The 22349-nt window shown below is 40.8% G+C and carries 20 protein-coding genes; 9 read left to right on the plus strand and 11 right to left on the minus strand.

Annotated elements, in window-relative coordinates; translation table 11 throughout:
• Positions 1-6: 6 nt before the first annotated feature.
• From MV676_RS03755 to MV676_RS03765, 3 genes are read left to right on the plus strand one after another with little or no spacing between them, the layout of a single operon-like run.
• Positions 7-1521 carry a YifB family Mg chelatase-like AAA ATPase gene (locus MV676_RS03755; protein ID WP_297445397.1) on the plus strand — a complete coding sequence of 505 codons (1515 nt, stop codon included), beginning with the start codon at positions 7-9 and terminating at the stop codon, positions 1519-1521.
• A 2-nt stretch (positions 1522-1523) separates the two neighbouring features.
• Positions 1524-2249 (plus strand): tRNA pseudouridine(13) synthase TruD, encoded by a 726-nt coding sequence (gene truD / locus MV676_RS03760; RefSeq protein WP_297445399.1) that lies wholly within the window; start codon positions 1524-1526, stop codon positions 2247-2249.
• Positions 2225-2386 carry a tRNA pseudouridine(13) synthase TruD gene (locus tag MV676_RS03765; RefSeq protein ID WP_297445400.1) on the plus strand — a complete coding sequence of 54 codons (162 nt, stop codon included), beginning with the start codon at positions 2225-2227 and terminating at the stop codon, positions 2384-2386. The genes truD and MV676_RS03765 overlap by 25 nt, the downstream gene beginning before the upstream one ends.
• Before the next feature lie 27 nt (positions 2387-2413).
• Here MV676_RS03765 and MV676_RS03770 read toward each other — a convergent pair whose 3' ends face one another.
• The 11 genes from MV676_RS03770 to thiE form a co-directional block, all read right to left on the minus strand.
• Positions 2414-2569, minus strand: coding sequence for a zinc ribbon domain-containing protein (locus MV676_RS03770; protein ID WP_022846941.1), 156 nt, complete (start codon positions 2567-2569; stop codon positions 2414-2416).
• An 87-nt stretch (positions 2570-2656) separates the two neighbouring features.
• Positions 2657-3520 carry a DMT family transporter gene (locus MV676_RS03775; RefSeq protein WP_297445402.1) on the minus strand — a complete coding sequence of 288 codons (864 nt, stop codon included), beginning with the start codon at positions 3518-3520 and terminating at the stop codon, positions 2657-2659.
• A gap of 406 nt (positions 3521-3926) precedes the next feature.
• A complete protein-coding gene (locus MV676_RS03780; RefSeq protein WP_297445403.1) occupies positions 3927-6206 on the minus strand; it encodes an endonuclease MutS2 in 2280 nt (759 codons plus the stop codon).
• A gap of 64 nt (positions 6207-6270) precedes the next feature.
• Entirely contained in the window at positions 6271-6723 is a 453-nt protein-coding gene (locus MV676_RS03785) for a GatB/YqeY domain-containing protein (RefSeq protein ID WP_022846944.1), read from the minus strand.
• Between the two features lie 20 nt (positions 6724-6743).
• On the minus strand, positions 6744-6971 hold the full coding sequence (gene rpsU / locus MV676_RS03790) for a 30S ribosomal protein S21 (protein ID WP_022846945.1): 228 nt from the start codon (positions 6969-6971) through the stop codon (positions 6744-6746).
• Positions 6972-7091: 120 nt separating this feature from the next.
• Positions 7092-8960 (minus strand): selenocysteine-specific translation elongation factor, encoded by a 1869-nt coding sequence (gene selB, locus MV676_RS03795; protein WP_297445404.1) that lies wholly within the window; start codon positions 8958-8960, stop codon positions 7092-7094.
• Positions 8957-9928, minus strand: coding sequence for an NAD(P)H-dependent glycerol-3-phosphate dehydrogenase (locus MV676_RS03800; protein ID WP_297445406.1), 972 nt, complete (start codon positions 9926-9928; stop codon positions 8957-8959). The genes selB and MV676_RS03800 overlap by 4 nt, the downstream gene beginning before the upstream one ends.
• Before the next feature lie 3 nt (positions 9929-9931).
• Positions 9932-10780 carry a PHP domain-containing protein gene (locus tag MV676_RS03805; protein ID WP_297445407.1) on the minus strand — a complete coding sequence of 283 codons (849 nt, stop codon included), beginning with the start codon at positions 10778-10780 and terminating at the stop codon, positions 9932-9934.
• Positions 10753-11574, minus strand: coding sequence for a 50S ribosomal protein L11 methyltransferase (locus MV676_RS03810; protein WP_297445409.1), 822 nt, complete (start codon positions 11572-11574; stop codon positions 10753-10755). The genes MV676_RS03805 and MV676_RS03810 overlap by 28 nt, the downstream gene beginning before the upstream one ends.
• Positions 11575-11591: 17 nt before the next feature.
• Positions 11592-12650: an alanine racemase gene (gene alr / locus MV676_RS03815; RefSeq protein ID WP_297445411.1), complete on the minus strand. Its 1059-nt coding sequence runs from the start codon at positions 12648-12650 to the stop codon at positions 11592-11594.
• Positions 12622-13257 (minus strand): thiamine phosphate synthase, encoded by a 636-nt coding sequence (gene thiE, locus MV676_RS03820; protein WP_297445412.1) that lies wholly within the window; start codon positions 13255-13257, stop codon positions 12622-12624. The genes alr and thiE overlap by 29 nt, the downstream gene beginning before the upstream one ends.
• A gap of 93 nt (positions 13258-13350) precedes the next feature.
• Here thiE and ftsY point away from each other — a divergent pair, with 93 nt between their 5' ends.
• The 6 genes from ftsY to accC all read left to right on the plus strand — a co-directional run bounded on the left by ftsY (position 13351) and on the right by accC (position 22159).
• Positions 13351-14739 (plus strand): signal recognition particle-docking protein FtsY, encoded by a 1389-nt coding sequence (ftsY, locus tag MV676_RS03825; RefSeq protein ID WP_297445413.1) that lies wholly within the window; start codon positions 13351-13353, stop codon positions 14737-14739.
• 21 nt (positions 14740-14760) lie between these two features.
• The gene (locus MV676_RS03830) at positions 14761-15360 is read left to right on the plus strand and encodes a hypothetical protein (protein WP_297445415.1); all 600 of its coding nucleotides are present in this window, start codon (positions 14761-14763) and stop codon (positions 15358-15360) included.
• Positions 15357-19685, plus strand: a complete 4329-nt coding sequence (gene gltB, locus MV676_RS03835; protein WP_297445417.1) for a glutamate synthase large subunit — start codon at positions 15357-15359, stop codon at positions 19683-19685. Before MV676_RS03830 ends, gltB begins: the two co-directional genes overlap by 4 nt.
• Positions 19686-19756: 71 nt before the next feature.
• Entirely contained in the window at positions 19757-20326 is a 570-nt protein-coding gene (efp, locus tag MV676_RS03840) for an elongation factor P (protein ID WP_022846955.1), read from the plus strand.
• Between the two features lie 14 nt (positions 20327-20340).
• The gene (gene accB, locus MV676_RS03845) at positions 20341-20793 is read left to right on the plus strand and encodes an acetyl-CoA carboxylase biotin carboxyl carrier protein (RefSeq protein ID WP_297445419.1); all 453 of its coding nucleotides are present in this window, start codon (positions 20341-20343) and stop codon (positions 20791-20793) included.
• A gap of 13 nt (positions 20794-20806) precedes the next feature.
• A complete protein-coding gene (gene accC / locus MV676_RS03850; protein WP_297445421.1) occupies positions 20807-22159 on the plus strand; it encodes an acetyl-CoA carboxylase biotin carboxylase subunit in 1353 nt (450 codons plus the stop codon).
• Positions 22160-22349: the final 190 nt, after the last annotated feature.

Consider the following 22349-nt stretch of genomic DNA (forward strand, 5'->3'; position numbering starts at 1 on the left):
CAATTTATGGTTTCCAACGTTAAAAGCTACACGCTAATAGGTGTTAATGCAGTTGAGGTTCTGGTTCAGGTTGATGCCGGCAGAGGTATGCCGGGCACCATCGTTGTTGGACTTCCGGATTCTGCCGTAAAAGAAAGCAGAGAAAGGGTAAAAGCGGCAATCGTAAATTCGGGCTATCCCTTTCCTGCAAAGAAAATAGTGATAAATCTTGCGCCGGCAGATGTCAAAAAAGAGGGAACGATATACGACCTTCCCATATCAATCGGCATATTGGTGGCACAGAGCATCGTTTCAGGCGAAAGGCTAAACGAATATCTGATAGCCGGCGAACTTGGTCTCAAAGGTGAGATAAGAAAAGTAAAAGGTGCCCTTGCTGCAGCTATACTTGCAAAAAAGAAAGGTTACAGAGGGATAATTTTACCTTCAGAAAACGCTGAAGAGGCTTCTTTAATAAGCGGCATTGAAATAATCCCGATTAAGCACCTTTCAGAAGCAGTTGCCTTTTTAAACGGCGACATCAAAATAGAACCTGTTAAAAAAAACTTAACAGAAAATAACTTCAGCTTTACCGTTGACATGTCAGACATTGCCGGCCAGTATCACGCCAAAAGAGCCGTTGAAATAGCGGCAGCCGGCGGGCACAACATACTTTTCGTAGGACCGCCGGGCTCAGGAAAAACAATGCTTTCAAGGAGAATCCCGACAATACTGCCGCCAATGACAGAAAAGGAAATCATAGAAACGACACAGATATACAGTGCCGCAGGAATGTTAAGCGGCATAATAACGAAAAGACCCTACCGTGCGCCGCATCATACCGTATCAGATGTAGCACTGATAGGTGGGGGAAGCAGTATCAGACCCGGCGAGGCGAGCCTTGCCCACAACGGCGTTCTCTTTCTTGATGAATTTCCAGAGTTTAAACGTTCTGCCCTTGAAGCCTTGAGACAACCGATAGAAGACGGAGAAGTTACAATCTCAAGAATTTCAGGAAGCGTAACCTTCCCGGCAAAATTCATGCTTGTAGCAGCCATGAATCCCTGTCCCTGCGGTTTTTACGGATTTGAAGACGGTGTTCACTACTGTACATGTTCACCTGCCCAGGTTAAACGCTACCGTTCAAAGGTTTCAGGACCGATACTTGACAGGATAGACATTCACGTATCTTTACCTGCCGTAAAGCCCGAAGAGCTTGCAAAGATGGAAAAGGGCGAATCCTCTGAAAAAATCAGAGAAAGAGTCACAAAAGCCCACGAAAGGCAAAAAGAGAGATTTAAAGGACTGCCGTTTTCGTTCAACGGAAAGATGGACTCAAAAGCCATAAAAAAATTCTGTAAACTTACAGATAAGGCGGAAGAGATACTAAACCGCGCCGTTAAAACCTATGCACTATCTGCGAGAGCTTACAATAGAATCCTAAAACTCTCGTTAACAATAGCAGACCTTGATGAATCAGATATAATCCAGCCAAAACACATCATTGAAGCTCTGGGATTTAGAGAAAACATCTCGGCAAACTAAAAATGATAGAGATAAAAAAGAGACCCAAAGATTTTATAGTCATTGAAGAAGCTTCTTTTGAAATAGATGAAAACGGAACACACTTTTTATACCTTTTAACAAAGAAAAACCTCACAACGAGAGAGCTTGCATCCCTTTTAGGCTTTTCCTACGCAGGACTCAAAGACAAAACAGCCGTGACAGTTCAGCACGTTTCATTCCCGGAATTTAAAGGCAACTATGTAAGAGAAAATTTAAAAGACGGTGCTTATTTTCTGAAATTTATCGGAAAAATCCCAAAGAAAATAAAAATCGGACACCTGAAGGGAAACCGATTTTACATAAAATTGCACGGGCAAAAGGTTAAACCTGCCAATTACTTCATAAACTTTTACGGAATCCAGAGATTAAAGGGAAACGTTTATAAAGGGGAAAAACTTTTTAAAAAGCTTATGGAAAAACCAGGAAAGCTAAAGTGGCGGGAAAATTTTTTAATAGATGCCTTTCTCTCATTCTTGTGGAATGAAACGCTAAAACTTTACTTATCCGAAACGGTGGAAGGAAAATTTAAAAACTGTGAAGGTTTCCGCTTTTTTATACCTTCAGAATCTCTTGAAAAAATCAGAGAAAAAGTCCCAAAATTCTGGACAATTGCAGGTTATAAAAAGACTACAGGGAAAGTCTGCCCTTCTACAAAAAAGTGCTGTCAGAGAAAGATATCTCAATGGACGATTTCATCAGAACTTTAAAGAATTTGAGAATCAAAGGTGATTTCAGGAAAACTTACCTTCCGGTTAAAGCAGAAATTAAAAACGACTTTATATCTTTTTCCCTTCCGAAAGGCGCCTACGCAACAGTTTATCTAATTTTTTGTGATTTCAGATAAGGGGAAACCTTCCCCTGTAAATCAGCCTCAGCCAAACGGTGAACAGATATTGATGATGTTTATCACCTCAACATCATCAGAACCGCATTCGGGACACTTAACATCAAGAACCTGAAGCGGTGCAAAGATTTCAACTTCAAACTCTTTCCCGCACTCATTACACTTAAAAACGTAAATCTGCATTCTTCCTCCTGCAAAACAGAAAAACAAAAACATATTCTTTCAATTGTATCTGTAAATATATGACAAATACAATGTTAATGGAAGCATCTACGCCGTTTTTCTCTTCCTGACTTCAACATTTACTTCTTTCAGAGAAATCAAAACGCCTGCTGACACAATCAGAACAGCGCCCAAAATCTGACGCTCCGTCGGAACTTGAGAGAGGAAAATATAGGCAAGAATAACGGCAAAAACGATATCAAGATACTGCAGGATAGAAGCAAACGAAACTTTAATGTAATTAAGAGAATCATACCAGAGGAACAGGGCAAGTGACGTGTGAACAACACCTGCAAAAAGAGTAACCAAAAAACCGTTCACGGTAAAATGCCAGTCAGCTAAAAACAGAAAAGGAAGGGTAATAAAAATTGATATAAGTACCTGCCAGGCGGTAACTGTAACTGCTTTATGGTGAATTGTGGAAACCTTTGAGAAAAACCCGAGAAGCCCGTAACTGACAGCGGCAAGCAGTGCAATAAGTGCACCTTTATCTATATTAAATCCGCCGCTGCTGACAGCGACACCGGCAAAGGCTAAAAAGATAGAAAGCACTGTAAAAACATTCATCTTCTCTTTCAAAAATAGAACCGCTAAAAGAATGGAAATAACAGGACCTGCATAGTAGATGGTTACAACGGTTGCAACATCTGTAACCTTAACTGCCCAGAAAAAGAAAATCCAGTTAACGCCGAGCATAACACCGCTTAAAAGCAGAGGCCAGAACGGTTTAAGACTGAAAAAACTTTTCAGAGAATCCTTTTTAACTGCAAAGTAAAAGACAAACGGAAAGGCAAAGAGAACTCTAAAAAACACGAAAACCCCGCTCGGCAGTCCTGACCATATGCCCATCAGAGGAACGCTACCCCATATAGAAGTAGCACCTAACATTTCAAGCAAACCCTTCACTTTCATTTAATCACCAGTGAGAATTTTCAAATTATTTAAACACTTCTTACAAAACACATCAAACAAAACACATCAACCCCTCACGCTTATCAGGGCATTTCAACGTTATATTTGCCGGAAGAATTCTCTGGCTTAATTATGAATGGTCGCAATCCCTCTATTTTATCTTTATCAGGGCATTTCAACGAAAGTTATAGTTCTGCGTGAATCCACATTAGAAGAGTCGCAATCCCTCACATTTATCAGGGCATTTCAACTGCACCGAATTTCAGCCGTTGACTCTCTATCTCTTCAGAACTTAAGTTCTTTACGATAAACTAATAAACCTTGCAGCACAACCACTCTGAACATACAACTTTTTAAGAGGTTTTCGCCTATTCAGATGTAAAAGACCTTGCCGGAAATTATTATACTATTTCAGCTCAACAATCGTAACACCGTCGCCGCCTTCTTCTATTCTTCCACCGCGGAAAGATTTAACATAGGGTGAATCTTTTAGATATGTCCTGACAAGCCGCTTTAAAATACCTGTTCCGTGACCGTGAACGATTTTTACCCTGTGAAATCCCGCAAGTTTTGCATCATCAAGGAATTTTTCAACAGCATCAAGTGCCTCATCGCCTCTCATTCCAAGCAGTTTAATTTCAGGGAAAAAGTTTTGAGGCACCTTTGCGTCTATCCTTATTTTTTTCTCTTCGGCAACGGTTTCAATAACAGGCTCAAGCTGATTTAACTTCATATCTATTTTTAAAGCACCTATCGCAACCTTTGCTATACCTCTTTCTGTATCAACAGTTATAACTGTTCCTTTTCTTCCTGTTTTCTTGATCTTTACAATCATGCCGGGCTTTATTTCCGCGGCAGCTCTTTTTATCTCTTTTTCTTCCGCCGCTTCCACTTTCTTTTTAGCTTCCTGTATCAGCGCCCTTACCTTTTTCCTGAGCCTTTCGTCCTGAATTTCAGAAAGAAGCTTTTCACTCTTTTCTCTAAATTCCCTTATGTAAGCCTGAAGGTTCTCAACACCTCTCTCTTTTAAAAGTTCTTTTTCTTTTTCAAGCTTTTCTCTTTCTCTTTCAAGCTCTTCTTTTAATTTTGCAACCTCTTCCCTTTCATTTTGAAGGGCTCTATATTCAGACTCGAGGGCTGCAACAATCTCAGATGCAATCCTATCCTCTGAAGATAGAAGCTTCTGCGCTTTTTCTATAACAGCATCAGGCATTCCGTAACGTTTCGCTATGATAAATGCGTAGCTTCTGCCTATGACACCGTAAGCAAGGCGGTATAGAGGTTTCAAACTCTTTTCATCAAAGAGAACAGATGCAACCTCATAATAATCGTCCTTATAAGCGTAAAGTTTTATCGGCGTAAAGTGGGTCGTTATGATTGAAACGGCGCCTTTTTCTTTTAAGTATTCAAGTATCGCAACACCAAGGCTTGAACCTTCTACCGGATCTGTTCCGGCACCGAGCTCATCAAGAAGAACGAGGGTATCTTTATCAGCCTCGCTAAGAATCTCAGAAATGTTCTTAACATGGGCACTGAAAGTGCTCAAACTCTGTTCAATGCTCTGTTCGTCGCCTATGTCTGCCCTTACTTTTTTAAAAATACGGATTTTACTGCCTTCCGCAGCAGGTATGAGAAATCCCGATTGAAACATCAAAACGGAAAGCCCCAGAGTCTTGAGTATTACCGTTTTACCGCCGGTATTGGGACCTGTAATGACAAGGCCTTTTTCAACCTTTACATCAACAGGAATAACTTCTTTCTGTGAAAGGACGAGAAGCGGATGTCTTGCATCTTTAAGTTCTATCCTGTCCGAAATCTCAGGAAGCGTGCCTTTCAATCTGCGGCTCATCTCAGCAGTTGCGTACCGTCTATCAAGTTCAACAAGTGTGGAAAAAGCCGCAGAAATGCGGAATCTGTTTTCCCTTATCTTCTTGCTTATGTAGGCAAGAATCCTCTTTATCTCTTTTTCCTCTTCCGCTGCAAGCTCCCTCAACCTGTTGTTATCGTCAACAACAAAGGCAGGTTCAACATAGACAGTCTGTCCCGATATCGAACGATCGTGAACGATGCCTGAAAACCGCTTTTTGTAACTGTTTTTGGCAAGGACAACGTATCTACCGTTCCTTATCGTTATAATCTGGTCGGGACATATATCTTCGTTCCTTCTAACAAGGGATTCAAGACGTTTCTTTATGCTGTCGGCTATCTGTCTCTTTTTCTCCCTTATCATTCTAAGGTTAGAAGAAGCAGTATCAAGAATCTCACCGCTTTCGTCAATGGAAGTGTCAATAAGTTCTCTCAATTCAAGAAAACTTGAGAGAGAACCAGAAAAAGCTGAAAGCCTCGGAAACCTTTCTCTTATGTCGTTAAGAAACTTCTTTACAATCTTTGACTGGCAGCAGACAGTGTAAACAGACAGGATTTCCGGAATTGAAAATACTGCGCCTTCAACCTTTGCCTTTTTTATAACCGATGAAATATCGGGAAAAGCTTCAAAGGGAAAAGACCTTTCTGTTAAAAGCCTTACAAATTCAAATGTAATAAGTGTCTCTTCCGTTATCTCCGAAACATCGGTGGAAGGTGTAATAGAGAGAACAGCCCTTCTGCCCGGTTCACTTCGGGCAAGGGAGGCAGTTTTCTCAAGAAGAGTATCAAAATCAAGGTGGCGCCACACTCCTTTGAACATTATTATGAATACCCCCTCCAATAGACCAAAGGAGTGCCAGCGCCACGATTATAAGCCATGGTAATTAACCTTCTCCTGAGAGAAGTTCTCTTGCAATCCTGTTAACAACAGAACCGTCAGCCTTTCCTTTTACCTTTGGCATTACAACCTTCATAACCTTACCTAAATCCTTCGGTGAAGAAGCTCCCGTTCCAGCTATGGCTTCCTCAACTATCCTGCGAATCTCATCTTCACTCATCTGCTCTGGAAGGTAAGACTCAACAATGGCAAGCTCTGCCTTTTCCTTCTCTACGAGATCCTGCCTGCCACCTTTTTCGTAGAGTTCTATGGACTCACGTCTCTGCTTTGCGTACTTTTGAAGCAGAGAAACAATCTCTTCGTCTGTAAGTTCGCCGCGCTTGTCTATCTCAGCGTTTTTTATAAGAGAGTTTATCATTCTTATGGTGCTGAGTTTAACCTTATCCCTGGCCTTCATGGCCTCTTTCATGTCTTTAATGAGTCTCTCTTTTAATCCCATCAGTAATGCCTCTTAAACAATTACTTTTTCTTCTTCTTACCTCTTGGCGGAAGAAGACCGCGCTTCTTGAGAGCCTTGATAAGACGCTTTCTTGCAGCCATAGCCTTTCTCTTTCTCTTTTCACTTGGCTTCTCGTAGTATTCTCTCCTCTTAATCTCAGTAAGAATACCCTCCTTTTCGCACAGCTTCTTGAATCTCTTTAGCGCCTTCTCAAATGGCTCTCCGTCACGGACGTAAATTGTTGCCATTAAGCATCGCCTCCTTTGGTGGTAATTTTGCTACTGCCATTATATTACCACGATTACCGATTTGCAACTGTTTTCAAAAGCTTCAGAGTGAAGATTAGAAAATTTTCAAAAGGAAAATGGTCACTTGTGCAACTTTCTCTTCCCATTCGAATCTCTAACAGTTACACCTTCAGCGTCAAGGAGTTCAAGGAATGGAATGGCGTGTTTCCTTGAAAGGTTAAAGAGATTTTTAAAATCGCCAACTGTTATTTCACCTTTCTCCTTCAAAAGATTAACTGTCTTCTCTTTAATCTCTTTAAACATCTCCGGTAAAAGCAGAAAATCTCCTGCCGTCCTGTAACCTTCCCTCTTTAAAAATGATAAAAGCATGTAAAACTCATCGGATGGTACGTTTAACTTTTCCTTTAAAGTGCTCAGAGTAGGCACTGACAGGCCGCTCTTTTCAAGTTCTGCATCTATGTCCTCTTTTAGTTTTGAAAATTTTTCATCAAGGTGAGGGCTGAAATCTTCTAACTTTATAACTTTTCCGTTCTCTTCAAGTCCTGCTGAGGAAATAATATTTAAAAAGAGTTCATCTCCCACGTTCAAAAGGCTCTTCAGTGTCTCTCTATTTATTCCGTCTGCAACAGGATACTCTTCGTGATAGTCAGCAACAAGTTCTAAAGCCCTGTTTACCAGCAATTTAAAAGTTTCAACCGTGTAGATAAGCCCATCTGCAACGATAACTTTTCCTTCTTTTTTAAACTTTTCAACAAGTGTTTTCGCTTCATCTAAAGAAAGATTTAACAGCTGAGGTAAAAGCTTAATTTCAAGAGGTTCAAACTCCCCAACAAATTCCATGAACGCCGATTCCTTCCCTTTATAAAGGGCATTCAGCTTCTCTATAAACTTGTCTGCAAACTTTTTACGATAACGTCTCGTTTCAAGAGGATGAAGAATCGTACCGCCACCTATAACCCTGCCCGGTGAAATCGTCCTGACAACAAAGTTATCGCCGTAAACCGGATAAATATCCCTGTCAAAAATCACCTGTGCAAAGCAGGTTTCACCGGGATTTAAAATGTCCCTATCTACAAGGACAATTTCCGCCTCAGCCATAAGGGTAAGGTAGTGGAAGTGAACCTTCTGCCTCTTTTTAACCGCAGGTGCAGATTTTGAAAGTGTAAAAGTTACATCAACAATCCTTGAAGACCTTAAAGTTCCAGGTACCGTTAAGATATCACCTCTGTGAACCTTTTCTTTCGGCACTGTTAAATTTGCAGCTGTCCGCTGCCCTGGAAAAGCTTTATCTACGTCTTTACCTGCCGTCTGAAGATTCTTTATTTTCGTCTCTATTTTAGAAGGCAGAATCTCAACCGTATCGCCCTTTGAAAGTTCACCATCCGAAAGCGTGCCTGTAACGACAGTGCCAAAACCCTTTACAGTAAAAACTCTATCAACAGGCAGGCGGGGAAAGCTTCTTCCTTTCCGTACATCAAGAGATTCAACTAACTTTTTCAGTTCATCCTTTAAAACATCAAAACCTGCACCGGTTTTTGAAGAAACCTTTACAAAAGGTGCATTTTCAAGGAAAGTCTCTTTCAGAAAATCCCTGACATCTTCTTCAACAAGCTCAAGCCACTCTTCATCAACAGTGTCAACCTTCGTAAGAACGACAATACCCTTTTCTATTCCAAGCATCTGACAGACAGTAAGGTGTTCCTCTGTCTGCGGCATTACTCCCTCATCAGCTGCAATCACAAAAAGAACACCGTCTATGCCGTGAGCACCGGCAACCATGTTTTTTATAAATTTTTCATGCCCGGGAACATCAACAATGCTTATCAGGCAGTCATCAAGGAAGAAATGGGCAAAACCGGGTTCTATGGTCATGCCTCTCTCTTTTTCTTCTTTCAAACGGTCCGTATCAACACCCGTAAGCCTTTTTACCAGAGAGGTTTTGCCGTGGTCTATATGTCCAGCAGTTCCTATTGTTACTACCTTTTTCATTCTTCCTTCACCGGCCTTGATAGCAGATTAAGCATTATTTCGGAAGGATTTTTTCTTTCATACACAACATCATAAACCGCCCGCGTTATAGGCATCTCAACATTCAATTTCTCCGAAAGTTCAACGGCCGCTTTCACCGTATGAACACCTTCAACCACGTACTTTTTATCAACCTCTCCCTCACCTCTTCCAATGGTCAGGCCAAACTGCCTGTTTCTTGAAAGGTTACCCGTGCATGTAAGAATTAAATCTCCCATTCCTGAAAGGCCGTAAAAGGTCTTTTCTTTACCACCAAGCTTTAATCCAAGCTTCTTAATCTCATGAAGTCCCCTCGTTATCAAGGCTGCTCTGGCATTGCTCCCGAGTTCCATACCGTCGGATATACCTGCTGCAATGGCTATGACGTTTTTCATTGCACCGCCTGTTTCAACACCGATAACATCGTCAGAAGCATACAGACGGAAAAGTTTCGTGTTTAAAAGATTAACCATTTCAAAAGTCTTATCTATGTCTTTGCCGGCAAGAACCGCTGCAGTGGGCCTTCCAAGGGCAACTTCCCTTGCAAATGTGGGACCTGAAAGAACAAAGTAGTCACCTCCAACGGCTTCAGCGTAAACCTGAGAAAGCAACTTTAGAGAAGAAATCTCAATCCCTTTACTCGCACATATAACCTTTCTCTTTGAAAGAAACTCTCTGTGCCTCCTCCAGAAATCACCTGTGAACTGTGCAGGAATAACTGAAAAGACAACATCCTTAACCTTCTTAAAGAAAACTTCTATGTCAGAAACCGCCTCTACAGAATCGGGATAAGAAACACCATTAAGATACTTTTTGTTTTCCCTTTCCCTGTTTATAGAATTAGCAACATCCTCCTCACGACACCACTGAACTACGTTAAACCCGCTTCTCCCAAAATGTATTGAGAGAGCAGAACCCCAGCTCCCGGAACCAAGAATACCTATAACCATAGCTTACACTCCAGCAAAAACGCCAAAATTGAGATCCTTCATTTTAATTTTAAGCATTCCAATGTCTATGTCAGGCTTATTATACCCGTGATAATCACTGCCACCTGTGGTGTAAAGGCCGAGTTCTTTTGCCATCTCTTTAAAATTAACAACCATAGAGGGGGTGTGTTCTGAATGAATAACCTCAATACCTTCAAGCCCTTCTCTTTTAAGCTGTGAAACGAACTCGTAAAGTCCGGAGCATCCCAACTTCAACGTACAGGGGTGTGCAAGAACGGGAATACCTCCAGCTTCTTTTATCAATCTGAAAATCTCCCTGTAATCAAGCTTCCTTCTTTTCACCTTAAGCCGTCTTAAAAGGGCAAAAGCTTTCTTTCTGGAAGAAACCATCTGTTTTTTAACAAGCATCGTTACTATATTCGGCTTTCCAAAGTTTTTACCAAAAAGTTTTTCAAGTTCATCATAAGTTATATTAAATCCTTCTTCGCCAAGACGCTCAATGAGAATCCTGTTTCTCTCTTCTCTTGATTTTGAAAAAAAGTCCACAAGCTCAAGAATTGAAGGCGAATCGGGATTAATAAAGTAGCCGAGAACGTGAAACTCGGCAGATGCAGGAAGCATGGACGTATCGGCTGTTACCTCTATCCCAGGAATCACCTCAACACCATATACTTTTCCGGCATTGACAGCACTTTCAAGACCTGAAACTGTATCGTGATCGGTTATACTTATAAGAGAAAGACCTTTTAGAGACGCAAGTTTAACGACTTCTTCCGGTTTATCTGTTCCGTCAGAACAGGTTGTATGAACATGAAGATCAACCATTATTTCATTGCCGCTATAGCTATCCATTCACCTTCCCTTCTAATCTCATTAATAACAAGACCATTACTTTTAAGCTCTTTAACCATGTCATCTTCCTGACTTTTCAAAACACCAGAAACAAGGAGATACCTTTCAGTCCTTTTAACCAGGTCGGGAATTAGTGGCTCCAAAAGATGCTTCTCTATGTTTGCAGCAACCATGTCAAAAGTGCCTTCAACAGCATCAACACTTCCAGGAACAAACTCTATACCTGAAATATTGTTTATTGCCATGTTAAGTTCAAGTTCATCTTCAACCTCTTTTTGAATATCACAGGCAACAACCTTTTTCGCACCAAGTTTTTTAGCTAAAATGGAGAGAATACCACTACCACAACCAACATCTAAAAATGAAAAACCCGGAAGCATAAATTCTTCTATAAGTTCCATAATCAACTTTGTAGTTTCGTGAGTACCTGTACCAAAGGTTTGACCCGGATATATGTAAATAGGTATCCTGTCACCTGGATTAAACTCGTCCTTCATCCAGGAAGGAACAACGACAATTTTTTTTCCAATTGGTGTCGGCTTGAAGTGCTTTTTCCAGTTTTCGTTCCAGTTCTGCTCTTCTATTCTAAAAGAACCAAGGAGATAATCCTTAAGCGGTGAGGCCTGGGGATTAAAGTCGGTATCACCGTCAAAATACACACGAATGTAGGATATTCCGTTTTCCTCTTTTAAATCTTCTATCCCCTTGCATCCCGCTTCAAAAAGTATGCAGTCTGCCTTGTCCCTCTCTTCGTTTGGAATGGCAAAGTCAAAAGCCATGTAGTACCTTTCCATCGCTCCCCTCTCAAATCCTATTCTTCTAAGAATACCCTTTTTACTCTGGGGCTAATATCACACATAATTTCGTAAGAAATCGTTCCCGCCTCTTCTGCCATTTTATCAAAGGTAAGCTCCCTGTCAGTAATAACAACCTCATCACCGGGACGGGCATCAACCCCTTCGAGAGAAACAACTGTCATATCCATGCAGATTCTTCCCCTGACCGGGCACTTTTCACCGTTTACCTTTACATACCATTTTCCGGAAAGGCTCCTCATCAACCCATCTGCATATCCAAAGGCAACTACACCAACTTTTTCCTTTGAAGAGGTAACATAAGTTCTACCGTAAGAGATACCCCATCCTTCGGGCAACGTCTTAACCTGTATAAGTCTCGACTTTATCTCCATAACCTGTTCAAGCTTTATCGGAAAGTCAGGACCTGGTTTACTTCCATATAAAGCAAGTCCTATCCTTGAATGTGTAAGCAAAGAATCAAAATGGTACGGTACCGCAGCACTGTTATCAACATGAACAGCAATACCGCTGTTTACCTTCAAAGCTTCCTTCACAAACCTCATAAAAAACGAAAACTGCTGTCTGGTAAAAGTCTCGTCCTCGTCAGAAACGGGGAAATGGCTCATGATACCTTTGAACAGAGGTGAAGAAAAAAACTCCGTTAACTTTTGAAAATCGTCCGGCATAAATCCGAGTCTCCCCATGCCGGTATCTATCTTCACATGAAAAGGAATTCCCATCTCAATAGCAATACCAAGACTTTCAAAATCAAAAACTACAGGTATCAAGTCATACTCTAAAAAATTCCTGGCACTCTCAAAGAGAGGATTACTCATAACAATAATAGGACTTTTTATACCGCCCTCTCTAAGTTCTATCCCTTCAAATACAGTAGCAACGGCAAAAGCAGAAACATCTGTCTTTCTCTCTAAAAAAGAAGCGACTGCAACACTTCCGTGACCATAAGCATTCGCTTTAACAACAGCAATAATCTTCTTATTTCCGGCAAACCTTTTCAAACTTTCATAATTTCTTTTTAATCTATCAAGGTAAACTTCTGCCCATCTCAGCATCTATCTTCTCTCTCAGTTTTCTGGCATTTACGAAAGGATCACCATCAAAAATAGCCCTGACAACGGCAATACCTGCAGGTTTACAGGCAAGAACACTACCGATATTATCCGAATTAATTCCTCCAATTGCAACAACCGGATGAAAAGAGTTTTTAACTGCCTGAGAAAGACCGTCCACTCCAACTACAGGATCAGGTTTCTCTTTTGTATTCGTTGGAAAAACAGGACCAAACCCTATGTAATTAACCTCTTCTTCGTTTGCCCTTTCAACCTGAAACAGATTGTGAGTAGAAAGTCCTATGATGAAATGTTCCCCGACAACCTTTCTGATTACAGAAACCGGCAAATCACTCTGCCCGACGTGAACACCATCGGCAGAAACGGCAAGGGCTACGTCAAGCCTGTCATTAACAATAAAGGGAACCCCATACCTTTTAGTAACATTCCTTACAATCAACGCTTCACGATACATATTAAGAGAATCTTTTTTCTTCGCCCTGTACTGAATGATGGAAACACCACCCTCTATTGCCGCAGCCACTTTATCGGCTATATTGGTTTCATCCATAAAACGCTCATCGGTAATTGCATAGAGTTTTAAATCCATACCAGTACCCTTTGTGGAAGAGAAAATGTGGAAAAATCAAAGTAATAGTATAATTTAGTATTACCAGACGTTCAATAGTTAAAGGAGTAGAGTATGCTCGGTTTCTTTAAAAGAAAAAGCCTTAGAGATGAGCTTAAAGAGAATCCTAATCAACCGGAAAAATGGCTTAAGTTAGCAGAAAAAGAGAATGACGGTGAAGCCCTTGCTAACGCGTTGATATACAGCGACGGAAGCCTTATCATTGAAGCTTTTAAGCTTGCAAAAGAGAAAAATCTTATAGAAGAAACTTTAAAGCACCTACCTGAATCTGAAAAAGAGATAAAAGCTTTATTTGCGGGTTTAAACGAAAAGAAAAACAACAACCTTTCAAGGGCCCGTAACTTTTTTGAAACGGCTGCCCAATCAAAAAATGGAAAAGTCCGGTTCCTTGCAAGCTACAACATAGCAGAGATACTGAAACAGGAAGGACTGTACAACGAAGCCCTTAAAAAGGTAGAAGAGATTGAACCAGCTGTTCCTGAAAGCGAAAAGAAAACTTTACAAAAATTAAAGAAAGAACTTGAAGAAAAAACGGGAAAAAGAAAAACGGGATTTTTTAAAAGCTTCAAAGAGGGATTAAAAAAGACACGAAAGGCCCTAAACTTTTCCGTTTTTAAAGGAAGAGAGATAGACGAAGAACTCTTTGAAGAGCTTGAAGAAAGACTCATACTTGCAGACATAGGTGTAAAAACGAGCCTTCAACTTATAGAAGAGCTTAGAAAAGAAACGAAAAAGAGAAAGCTGAAAACATCTGACGAACTTCTTGAAGTCCTTAAAGAGAAACTGAAAAATCTCCTTTCCCAATACGCAGGAGAACTAAAAATAGAAAATCAACCATCGGTCATTTTAGTTCTTGGCGTTAACGGAGTGGGAAAGACAACAACCATAGGAAAGCTTGCAAAACAGCTTAAAGATAGAGGGAAAAGTGTTCTCCTTGCCGCAGCAGACACGTTTAGAGCAGCTGCAATAGAACAGCTCGAAGTATGGGCTGAAAGGGCAGGTGTAAGAATAGTAAAGGGAAGCGAAGGAGCAGATCCTGCTTCCGTGGTGTTTGACGCTGTTCAGAGCCTTAAAGCTAAAGGAGAAAACATTCTTATTGTTGATACAGCAGGCAGACTTCACAATAAAGACAGATTAATGAAAGAAATTAAAAAGATTAAAAAAGTTATCAGCAGAGAGATACCGGGTGAACCGTCTGAAATTCTTCTTGTTCTTGACGCAAACACGGGGCAGAACGCAATATCTCAGGCAAAAGCCTTCAAAGAGATAACAGATGTTACAGGAATTGTGCTTACCAAACTTGACGGCACAGCAAAAGGCGGAATAGTAATTGCCATAGCAAGTGAGCTGAAAATACCGATAAAGTACATCGGAATAGGTGAAAAAATAGAAGATTTAAGACCGTTCAACCCTGAAGAATTCGTTGAAGGACTTTTCAGTTAAAGCCTTTAAAGGGAGAAGGCAATGGAATTTCTCATAACGGGTGCTCTAAACGGAAATGGAGAAAGGTTAAAAGGATTGTTAGAAGTTTCAGGTGCAGACATAAGCATTTCGCTGGGACCTTTAAACCTGAAAGAACCTCTAATTCTTAAAAGAACCTGGTTCTACATTCACGGAAAAGAAAAAGACTATGAGGTTCTTTCAAAGAGTGACGGCGTTGACATAATGTCAAGAATATTCAAGTACAAAGGTATTTTTTTTAGCGGTATCAGCGGCGTTTACCATCCACAAACGTGGAAATTTACCAGAAAAGAGTGGGCCAAAAGGTATGGCGGAAGATTCCCTAAAAAAGATACAGGATACATATTTGCTGAGGACATCGCCGCCTTTTTTGCAACTTTCCAAAAACTAAAACTTGAAAGGGTAAATATCTTTGTCTCCAATCTAAAACCGGGAAACCGCATATTTGAAGAGATTGTAAAAACGATTAAACCAGAATACTGCCTCTTCCCATCACACACCTTTGAAAAGTTCAAGGAAAATGGAACAAAATTTGTGGGACTTGAAGAGGCATCATCCTTTAACGGAAAGTACATAATTCATTTTCAGGAGAAAGAGGAATGAAACACAAAGACTCTTGTGGCGTCGGATTTATAGCCAACATCAACGGTGAGAAAAGTTACAAAATACTGGAAAATGCACTTAAAGCTGTTTCCAACCTGACACACAGAGGGGCTGTTCTCTCTGACGGAAGAACAGGAGACGGTTCAGGCGTTCTATTCCAGCTTCCTGAAGAGTTTTTCAAAAAAGAGGCGAAAAAAAGCGGAAAAGATTTTGAAAACAGCGACATTGCAGTCGGAACGATATTCATAGACAGAAAAAAAGTTGACAGTTCAATAAAAAAAATTGAAACGCTTTTAAGAGAGGCCAAGGTAGAATTTGTACTCCGTGAAGTTCCCGTAAGAGAGGAAGAATGCGGCGAGATAGCAAGAAAATCAATGCCGTTCATCGTTCAAATAATCATTCCGTTTTTAGGTGACATAGGGCTCTACATTTTAAGGAGAAAGCTTGAAAAAGCTCTAAAAGATGTCTCTAACGAAACTTATGTTCTTTCACTTTCAAACAGACTTATAGTTTACAAGGGAATGCTGCTTGCACCAGACCTTGAAAAGTTTTATCCTGACCTTGAAAATGAAGAGTTTAAAACGGCAATTGCTCTTTTCCACCAGCGATACTCAACAAACACAAATCCTGAATGGCGACTGGCACAACCTTTAAGAATGCTCGCACACAACGGTGAAATTAACACAATAACGGCAAACAGAAACTTTATAAAAATCGTTGAACCGATAATAAAAAGTTCTCATTTTGGAACACAGATAAAGGAAATACTACCTCTCGTTGACTTCAACGAAAGTGATTCCACATCTCTTGACAGAGTGTTTGAACTTATGGTGCTTGCTGGATACCAACCAGAAGAAGCTATAAGCGTCCTCATACCACCTGCGTATGAGATGCTTGATCTTGACGAAGATGAAAGGGCGTTTTTCCTCTACCACCTCCTTCTCATGAAACCGTGGGACGGACCTGCCGCAGTAGTATTTACAGATGGAAAGACAGTCGGCGGAAAGCTTGACAGAAATGGATTAAGGCCGGCAAGGTATCTAATAACAGAAGATAACCTGATTGTATTCGGTTCTGAAGAAGGAATGATTGAGATTCCCGAAAGCAAAATCATTTCCCACAATAGACTGTCACCTGGAGAAATCCTTGTAGTAAATACAGAATTTGGAACGGTTGAAACAAACGAAGAAGTTCTCAAAAGGATAGCACTTCAACGAAACCTCAAAAAAGAGATAAGAAGAAAACTCTTTAAACTCTCCGACTTTTCAACACCATGCACGTTTGAAAAACCGGAAGAGAAGAAACTAAAAAAAGAACTTCTCAAGTTTGGCTTCTCAAAGGAAGACCTTGAATTTGTCGTGGATGAAATGGCAGAAGAGGCAAAAGAACCCGTTTACTCAATGGGAGACGACACACCGCCTCCTTTCATGTCAGCAAATCCGTGTTCACTCTTTTCCTGCTTCAAGCAGAAGTTTGCCCAGGTTACAAATCCGCCTATAGACCCGATTAGAGAAAGAGTTGTTATGTCTCTAAAAATGAGATTGGGCGGAAAGGTCAACTTCCTTGAAAGAGAGGGAAAACTGCCAAGGAGAGTTGAACTTGAATCACCACTTCTAACACCGTCAGAGTTTAAAAGCCTTAAAAACCTTGAATTCATGAAGACGGCAACATTTAAAATGGAATTTGACAGCGACCTTAAAGAAGGGCTTTATAACCTGTTTGAAACGGTAGCAGATGAAATCAAGAAAGGTGCTGACATAGTAATTCTTTCTGATAAAGACGTTAATAAGCCAATCCCCTCACTACTTGCAGTATCAGGACTGGTTAACTTTCTGAAAAAGCAGGAACTCATGCACAAAGTTTCTATCGTCGTTGAAACGGGAGAGGTAAAAAACACCCACGAAATTGCTGCACTTATAGCTTTCGGTGCAAGTGCAGTTTATCCCTATCTGGTTTACAAATACCTTAAAACAAGAGAGATTGAACTTAACCTGCCATTTGAAACGCTTGTCAAAAACTATAAAACCGCCGTTGAAAAAGGACTTCTAAAGATAATGTCCAAAATGGGTATATCTCTTATATCCTCTTACCACCTTGGACAAAACTTTGACATTATTGGACTGTCCCAAGAAGTTATTGACGAATTCTTCCCGAACATGCTCTCACCTACAGGTGGAATGACATTAAAAGACATTGAAAAAGAGATAAACAGAAGGATAGAAATTGCTGAAAAACTTGATGAAATTCCTGAAAGCGGCGAGCTTTACTACCGCCCGGGAAAGGAAAAGCACGGATTTTCAGTTCAGGTCGTAAGAGCCATCTTAAAATCCTCAAAGACGGGAAAATTTGAAGATTACGAGAAGATTTATGACTACTACAGGGAAAACCCTGTCTATATAAGAGACCTTCTAAAAATAGAATCGGACAAAAAACCCATACCATTAGAAGAGGTAGAACCTGCTGAAGAGATAATGAAACAGCTTATGGTTCCCGGAATGTCTATCGGCGCACTTTCAAAAGAGGCACACGAGGTTATAGCCGAAGCGATGAACAGAATAAATTCAAAAAGCTGCAGCGGCGAAGGCGGTGAAGACCCGGAAAGATATGGAACAATTAAAAACAGCAGAATAAAGCAAGTGGCATCAGGAAGATTTGGTGTTACACCAGCCTATCTGGCATCGGCCGAAGAAATTGAAATAAAAATAGCCCAGGGGGCAAAACCGGGAGAAGGTGGACACCTTCCCGGTAAAAAAGTTACTCCTTACATTGCATCCTTGAGATTCTCTGTTCCCGGCGTTACGCTTATATCACCACCGCCTCACCATGATATCTACTCCATCGAAGACCTTGCACAGCTTATATACGACCTGAAACTTGCAAACCCAAAGGCTAAAATAGCCGTCAAGCTTGTTGCTGAATCTGGCGTTGGCACCGTTGCTGCCGGCGTGGCAAAGGCAAAAGCGGATGTTATTCAGATATCAGGATGTGACGGAGGAACCGGCGCATCACCGATAACCTCTATAAAAGGTGCTGGACTTCCATGGGAAATAGGCCTTCCTGAAACACACAGAACCCTTATGGAAAACGGCCTGAGAGAAAATGTTGTTTTAAGAGTTGACGGTGGAATAAAAACGGGTAGAGATGTGATCATAGCGGCACTGCTCGGTGCTGAAGAGTTTGGTATAGGAACAGCAGCCATGATAGCAGAAGGCTGCGTAATGGATAGAGAGTGTCACACAAACAGATGTCCCGTTGGTATAGCAACACAGGATGAAGCACTGAGAAAAAGGTTCAGAGGAAAGGTAGAAGCTGTCATAAATTACTTCCGCCTCGTCGCCGAAGACGTAAGAAGATTTTTAGCTCAGATGGGATACAGAAGCCTAAAAGAGATAATCGGCAGAAGTAACCTTTTAAAACCTGACAGTGAAAAAATTGAAAAATTTACAAAAGCTTCTGACCTTCACCTTGAATACATTCTCGAACCGGCACTTCCCTTTATCAGAGAATCAATCCCCTATAACCCTGTTCAGTCACCTTTAAACGATAGAATTGTCCAGGATGCAGAGCCTTACATAGAACACGGTGAGCCCTTCACAGGCAGATACCTGATCAAAAACACAGATAGAGGCATTGGCATTCCCCTCTCCAATCTTCTTATAAAGAAATTTGGAAAAGAAATTCCTAAAAACATAGTCAGGCTCTATTTTGAAGGAACTGCAGGGCAGAGTTTCGGGGCGTTCTTATCAACAGGCATAACGCTCTTTCTCAAAGGTGTAGCCAACGACTATGTAGGAAAGGGACTTGGAGGAGGCCTCATCATAATAACATTTCCAGAAAACTTTAAAGGGAATCCTTCAAAAAATGTAATTGCAGGCAACACGTTGCTTTATGGTGCTACGGGCGGAGCGCTGTTTGCTGCCGGCAGAGTAGGTGAACGATTTGCCGTTAGAAACAGCGGTGCAGTTGCCGTCGTTGAAGGAGCAGGACAACACGCCTGCGAATATATGGTAAGAGGTGTTGTTGCCGTACTTGGCGAAGTTGGAATGAACTTCGGAGCAGGAATGACAGGCGGCGTTGCCTATGTTCTTGATGAAGAGATAGAGAAAAAGATAAACGAAAACTACGTAACGGTAAAAGAATTATCAAGAAAAGATGCAGACTTTTTAAAAGTTCTACTTAATAAACACTACAGATTTACAAAGAGCGAAAGAGCCGCCGAAATCCTTGAAAATAACTTTATGTTTGAACGCATCAGGAAAATTGTTCCCATAGGGGCGAAGGAAGTTGAGCTTGCAACAATAGGAACAACAGGACTGCCGGATTAACAAATTGTTATAATTTCAAATGGCGTATAGTATAATAGCGCAAACTTTCAGGCTGAAACAGGAGGTTAAAAGTGGCATCCATAGACGTAAACCAGATATCAAAAGGTATGAAGCTGGAAATAAATGGCGACCCTTACGAAATAGTTGACTACCAGCACGTTAAACCAGGAAAAGGGCAGGCTTTTGCAAGGATAAAGCTAAAAAATCTCAGAACGGGGAACGTGGTTGAGAAAACTTACAAGGTTGGTGAAAAGCTTGAAGTAGCTGACTTTGAAGAGAAGGAAATGGAATACCTGTACAACGATGGAACATTCTACTATTTTATGGATACAAGAACATATGAGCAGATTCCAGTACCGGCAGAAAACTTAGGTGAAAAAGCAAAATTCCTTAAGGAAAATGATACCGTCCAGGTTCAATTCTACAAAGGAGAACCCCTCTCTGTAAAACTTCCCAAAACGGTAATCCTCCAGGTTACAGAAACAGAACCAGGATTTAAAGGAGATACGGTAAATAACGTTCTTAAACCTGCTACTCTTGAAACAGGCGCAGTTGTTCAGGTTCCAACGTTCATAAACGTTGGAGAGTACGTGAAGATTGACACCGAAACAGGTAAGTACCTTGAGAGAGTTAACAAGTAATTTCGGAGGCTATTGTGATAGAAAAAATTGAAAATCTTTTAAAATCTCTTGAAAACAGCAGCATAGAAGAAGTTGAAATAGAGCTTGAAGGTCTCAAGGTAAAAGCCCGCTATTGCCGTCAAAAGACTTCTCCACCTGTAACGGTTGAAAGAGTTGTAGAAACAACAGTAGCATCGCCAGCGGAACCCGCAAAGCCAGTAGCTGAAACACCGGAACCAGCAGAAAACATTCACATTGTTCGCTCACCAATTGTTGGAACATTCTATAGAGCACCTTCTCCAGGTGCCGAACCGTTTGTAAAAGAAGGGGATTTTGTTGAAAAGGGACAGACCCTTTGCATAATCGAAGCTCTAAAAGTTATGAACGAAATAGAATCCGACATATCAGGAAGAGTAGTAAAGATACTTGTAGAAAACGGACAACCTGTTGAATTTGACCAACCGCTCTTCTACATAGAGAAAGTGTAAACCGGAGTAGTCTATGTTTAAAAAAATCCTGATAGCAAATAGAGGTGAAATAGCCGTTAGAATAATAAGAACCTGCCGCGAGCTTGGAATAAAAACGGTAGCTGTCTATTCAACCGCTGATAAAGACTCTCTACCTGTGTTCCTTGCTGATGAAGCCATCTGTATAGGAAGTGAACGCCCTGCGGCAAGCTACCTTAACATTCCAGCCATCATATCGGCAGCCGAAGTTTCAGGTGCCGACGCCATCCATCCAGGCTACGGTTTCCTGTCTGAAAACCCCGGATTTGCAGAGGTGTGCAGAGCCTGCGGCGTTGAATTTATAGGACCATCTTCTGAAACGATGATAACGATGGGAGACAAAGCACAGGCAAGAGCAATAGCCCGGAAAGCTGGAATTCCAGTAGTTCCCGGCAGTGAAGCGACAAAGGACCCTGCAAAGATTCTTGAATTTGCAAAAAAGATAGGGTTTCCCGTTCTCATTAAAGCTGCCCACGGTGGTGGCGGCAGAGGCATGCGCGTCGTAGAATCAGAAGAAGGTGCAGAAGAAATAATCAAAACGGCAATGGCAGAAGCAGAAGCTGCTTTTGGCAACGGAGAAGTTTACGTAGAAAAGCTAATTTTACACCCAAGACACATAGAAATACAGATCATAGCAGACAGGCATGGAAATGTAACTGTTTTCGGTGAAAGAGAATGTTCCCTTCAAAGGAGACATCAAAAGGTGCTTGAAGAATCCCCTTCACCTTTTGTAGATGAAACTTTAAGGAAGAAACTTTATGAAGCTGCAAGAAAACTTGCGTTAGCAATTAAATATGAAGGTGCAGGAACCGTAGAATTTTTAGTTGATAAAGATAAAAACTTTTACTTTATAGAAATGAATACAAGAATTCAGGTCGAACATCCAGTATCTGAAATGGTAACAGGAAAAGACCTTATAGCCCTTCAAATAAAAGCTGCTGAAGGTGAAAAACTTGAAATGGCAGATCCAAAATTAAACGGCCACGCAATTGAATTCAGGATTAATGCCGAAGATTATAAGAGGAATTTCAGGCCATCTCCAGGAAAAATAGAGAAACTGCTTTTACCTGGAGGATTTGGCGTAAGGGTTGATACACACGTTTATGAAGGCTATTCAATACCGCCTTACTACGATTCTCTCATAGCTAAGCTAATCGTTCACGGTGAAACAAGAGAAGAAACAATAATTCGTGGAAAGAGAGCTCTATCAGAATTTTTTATAGAAGGAAATCTTAAAACGACCATCCCGTTTCACCTTAAGCTGGTGGAAGATGAAGATTTCGTTAAAGGAAACCTTGACACAAAGATATTAGAAGATAAAATTTTAGGTAGGATAGTTTCTAATTAAGTAAGTAAGAAATATAAGTTATTTGTAATCGTTTCAGAAGGGTATTTAGTTGGAAAGTGTGCTGCATGGCCGTTTTTATCTTCTTTTTTTCTATTTTTTAAATCCAAATACTATTCAGGAGGTGTAATGTCCGCCGCTGCCAAACATGAAATGGTAAAAAACTGGATTCGACAGTACTTGAAAGAATTCG

It is taken from the genome of Desulfurobacterium sp. (assembly GCF_027028515.1).
Classification (GTDB): Bacteria; Aquificota; Aquificia; order Desulfurobacteriales; family Desulfurobacteriaceae; genus Desulfurobacterium_A.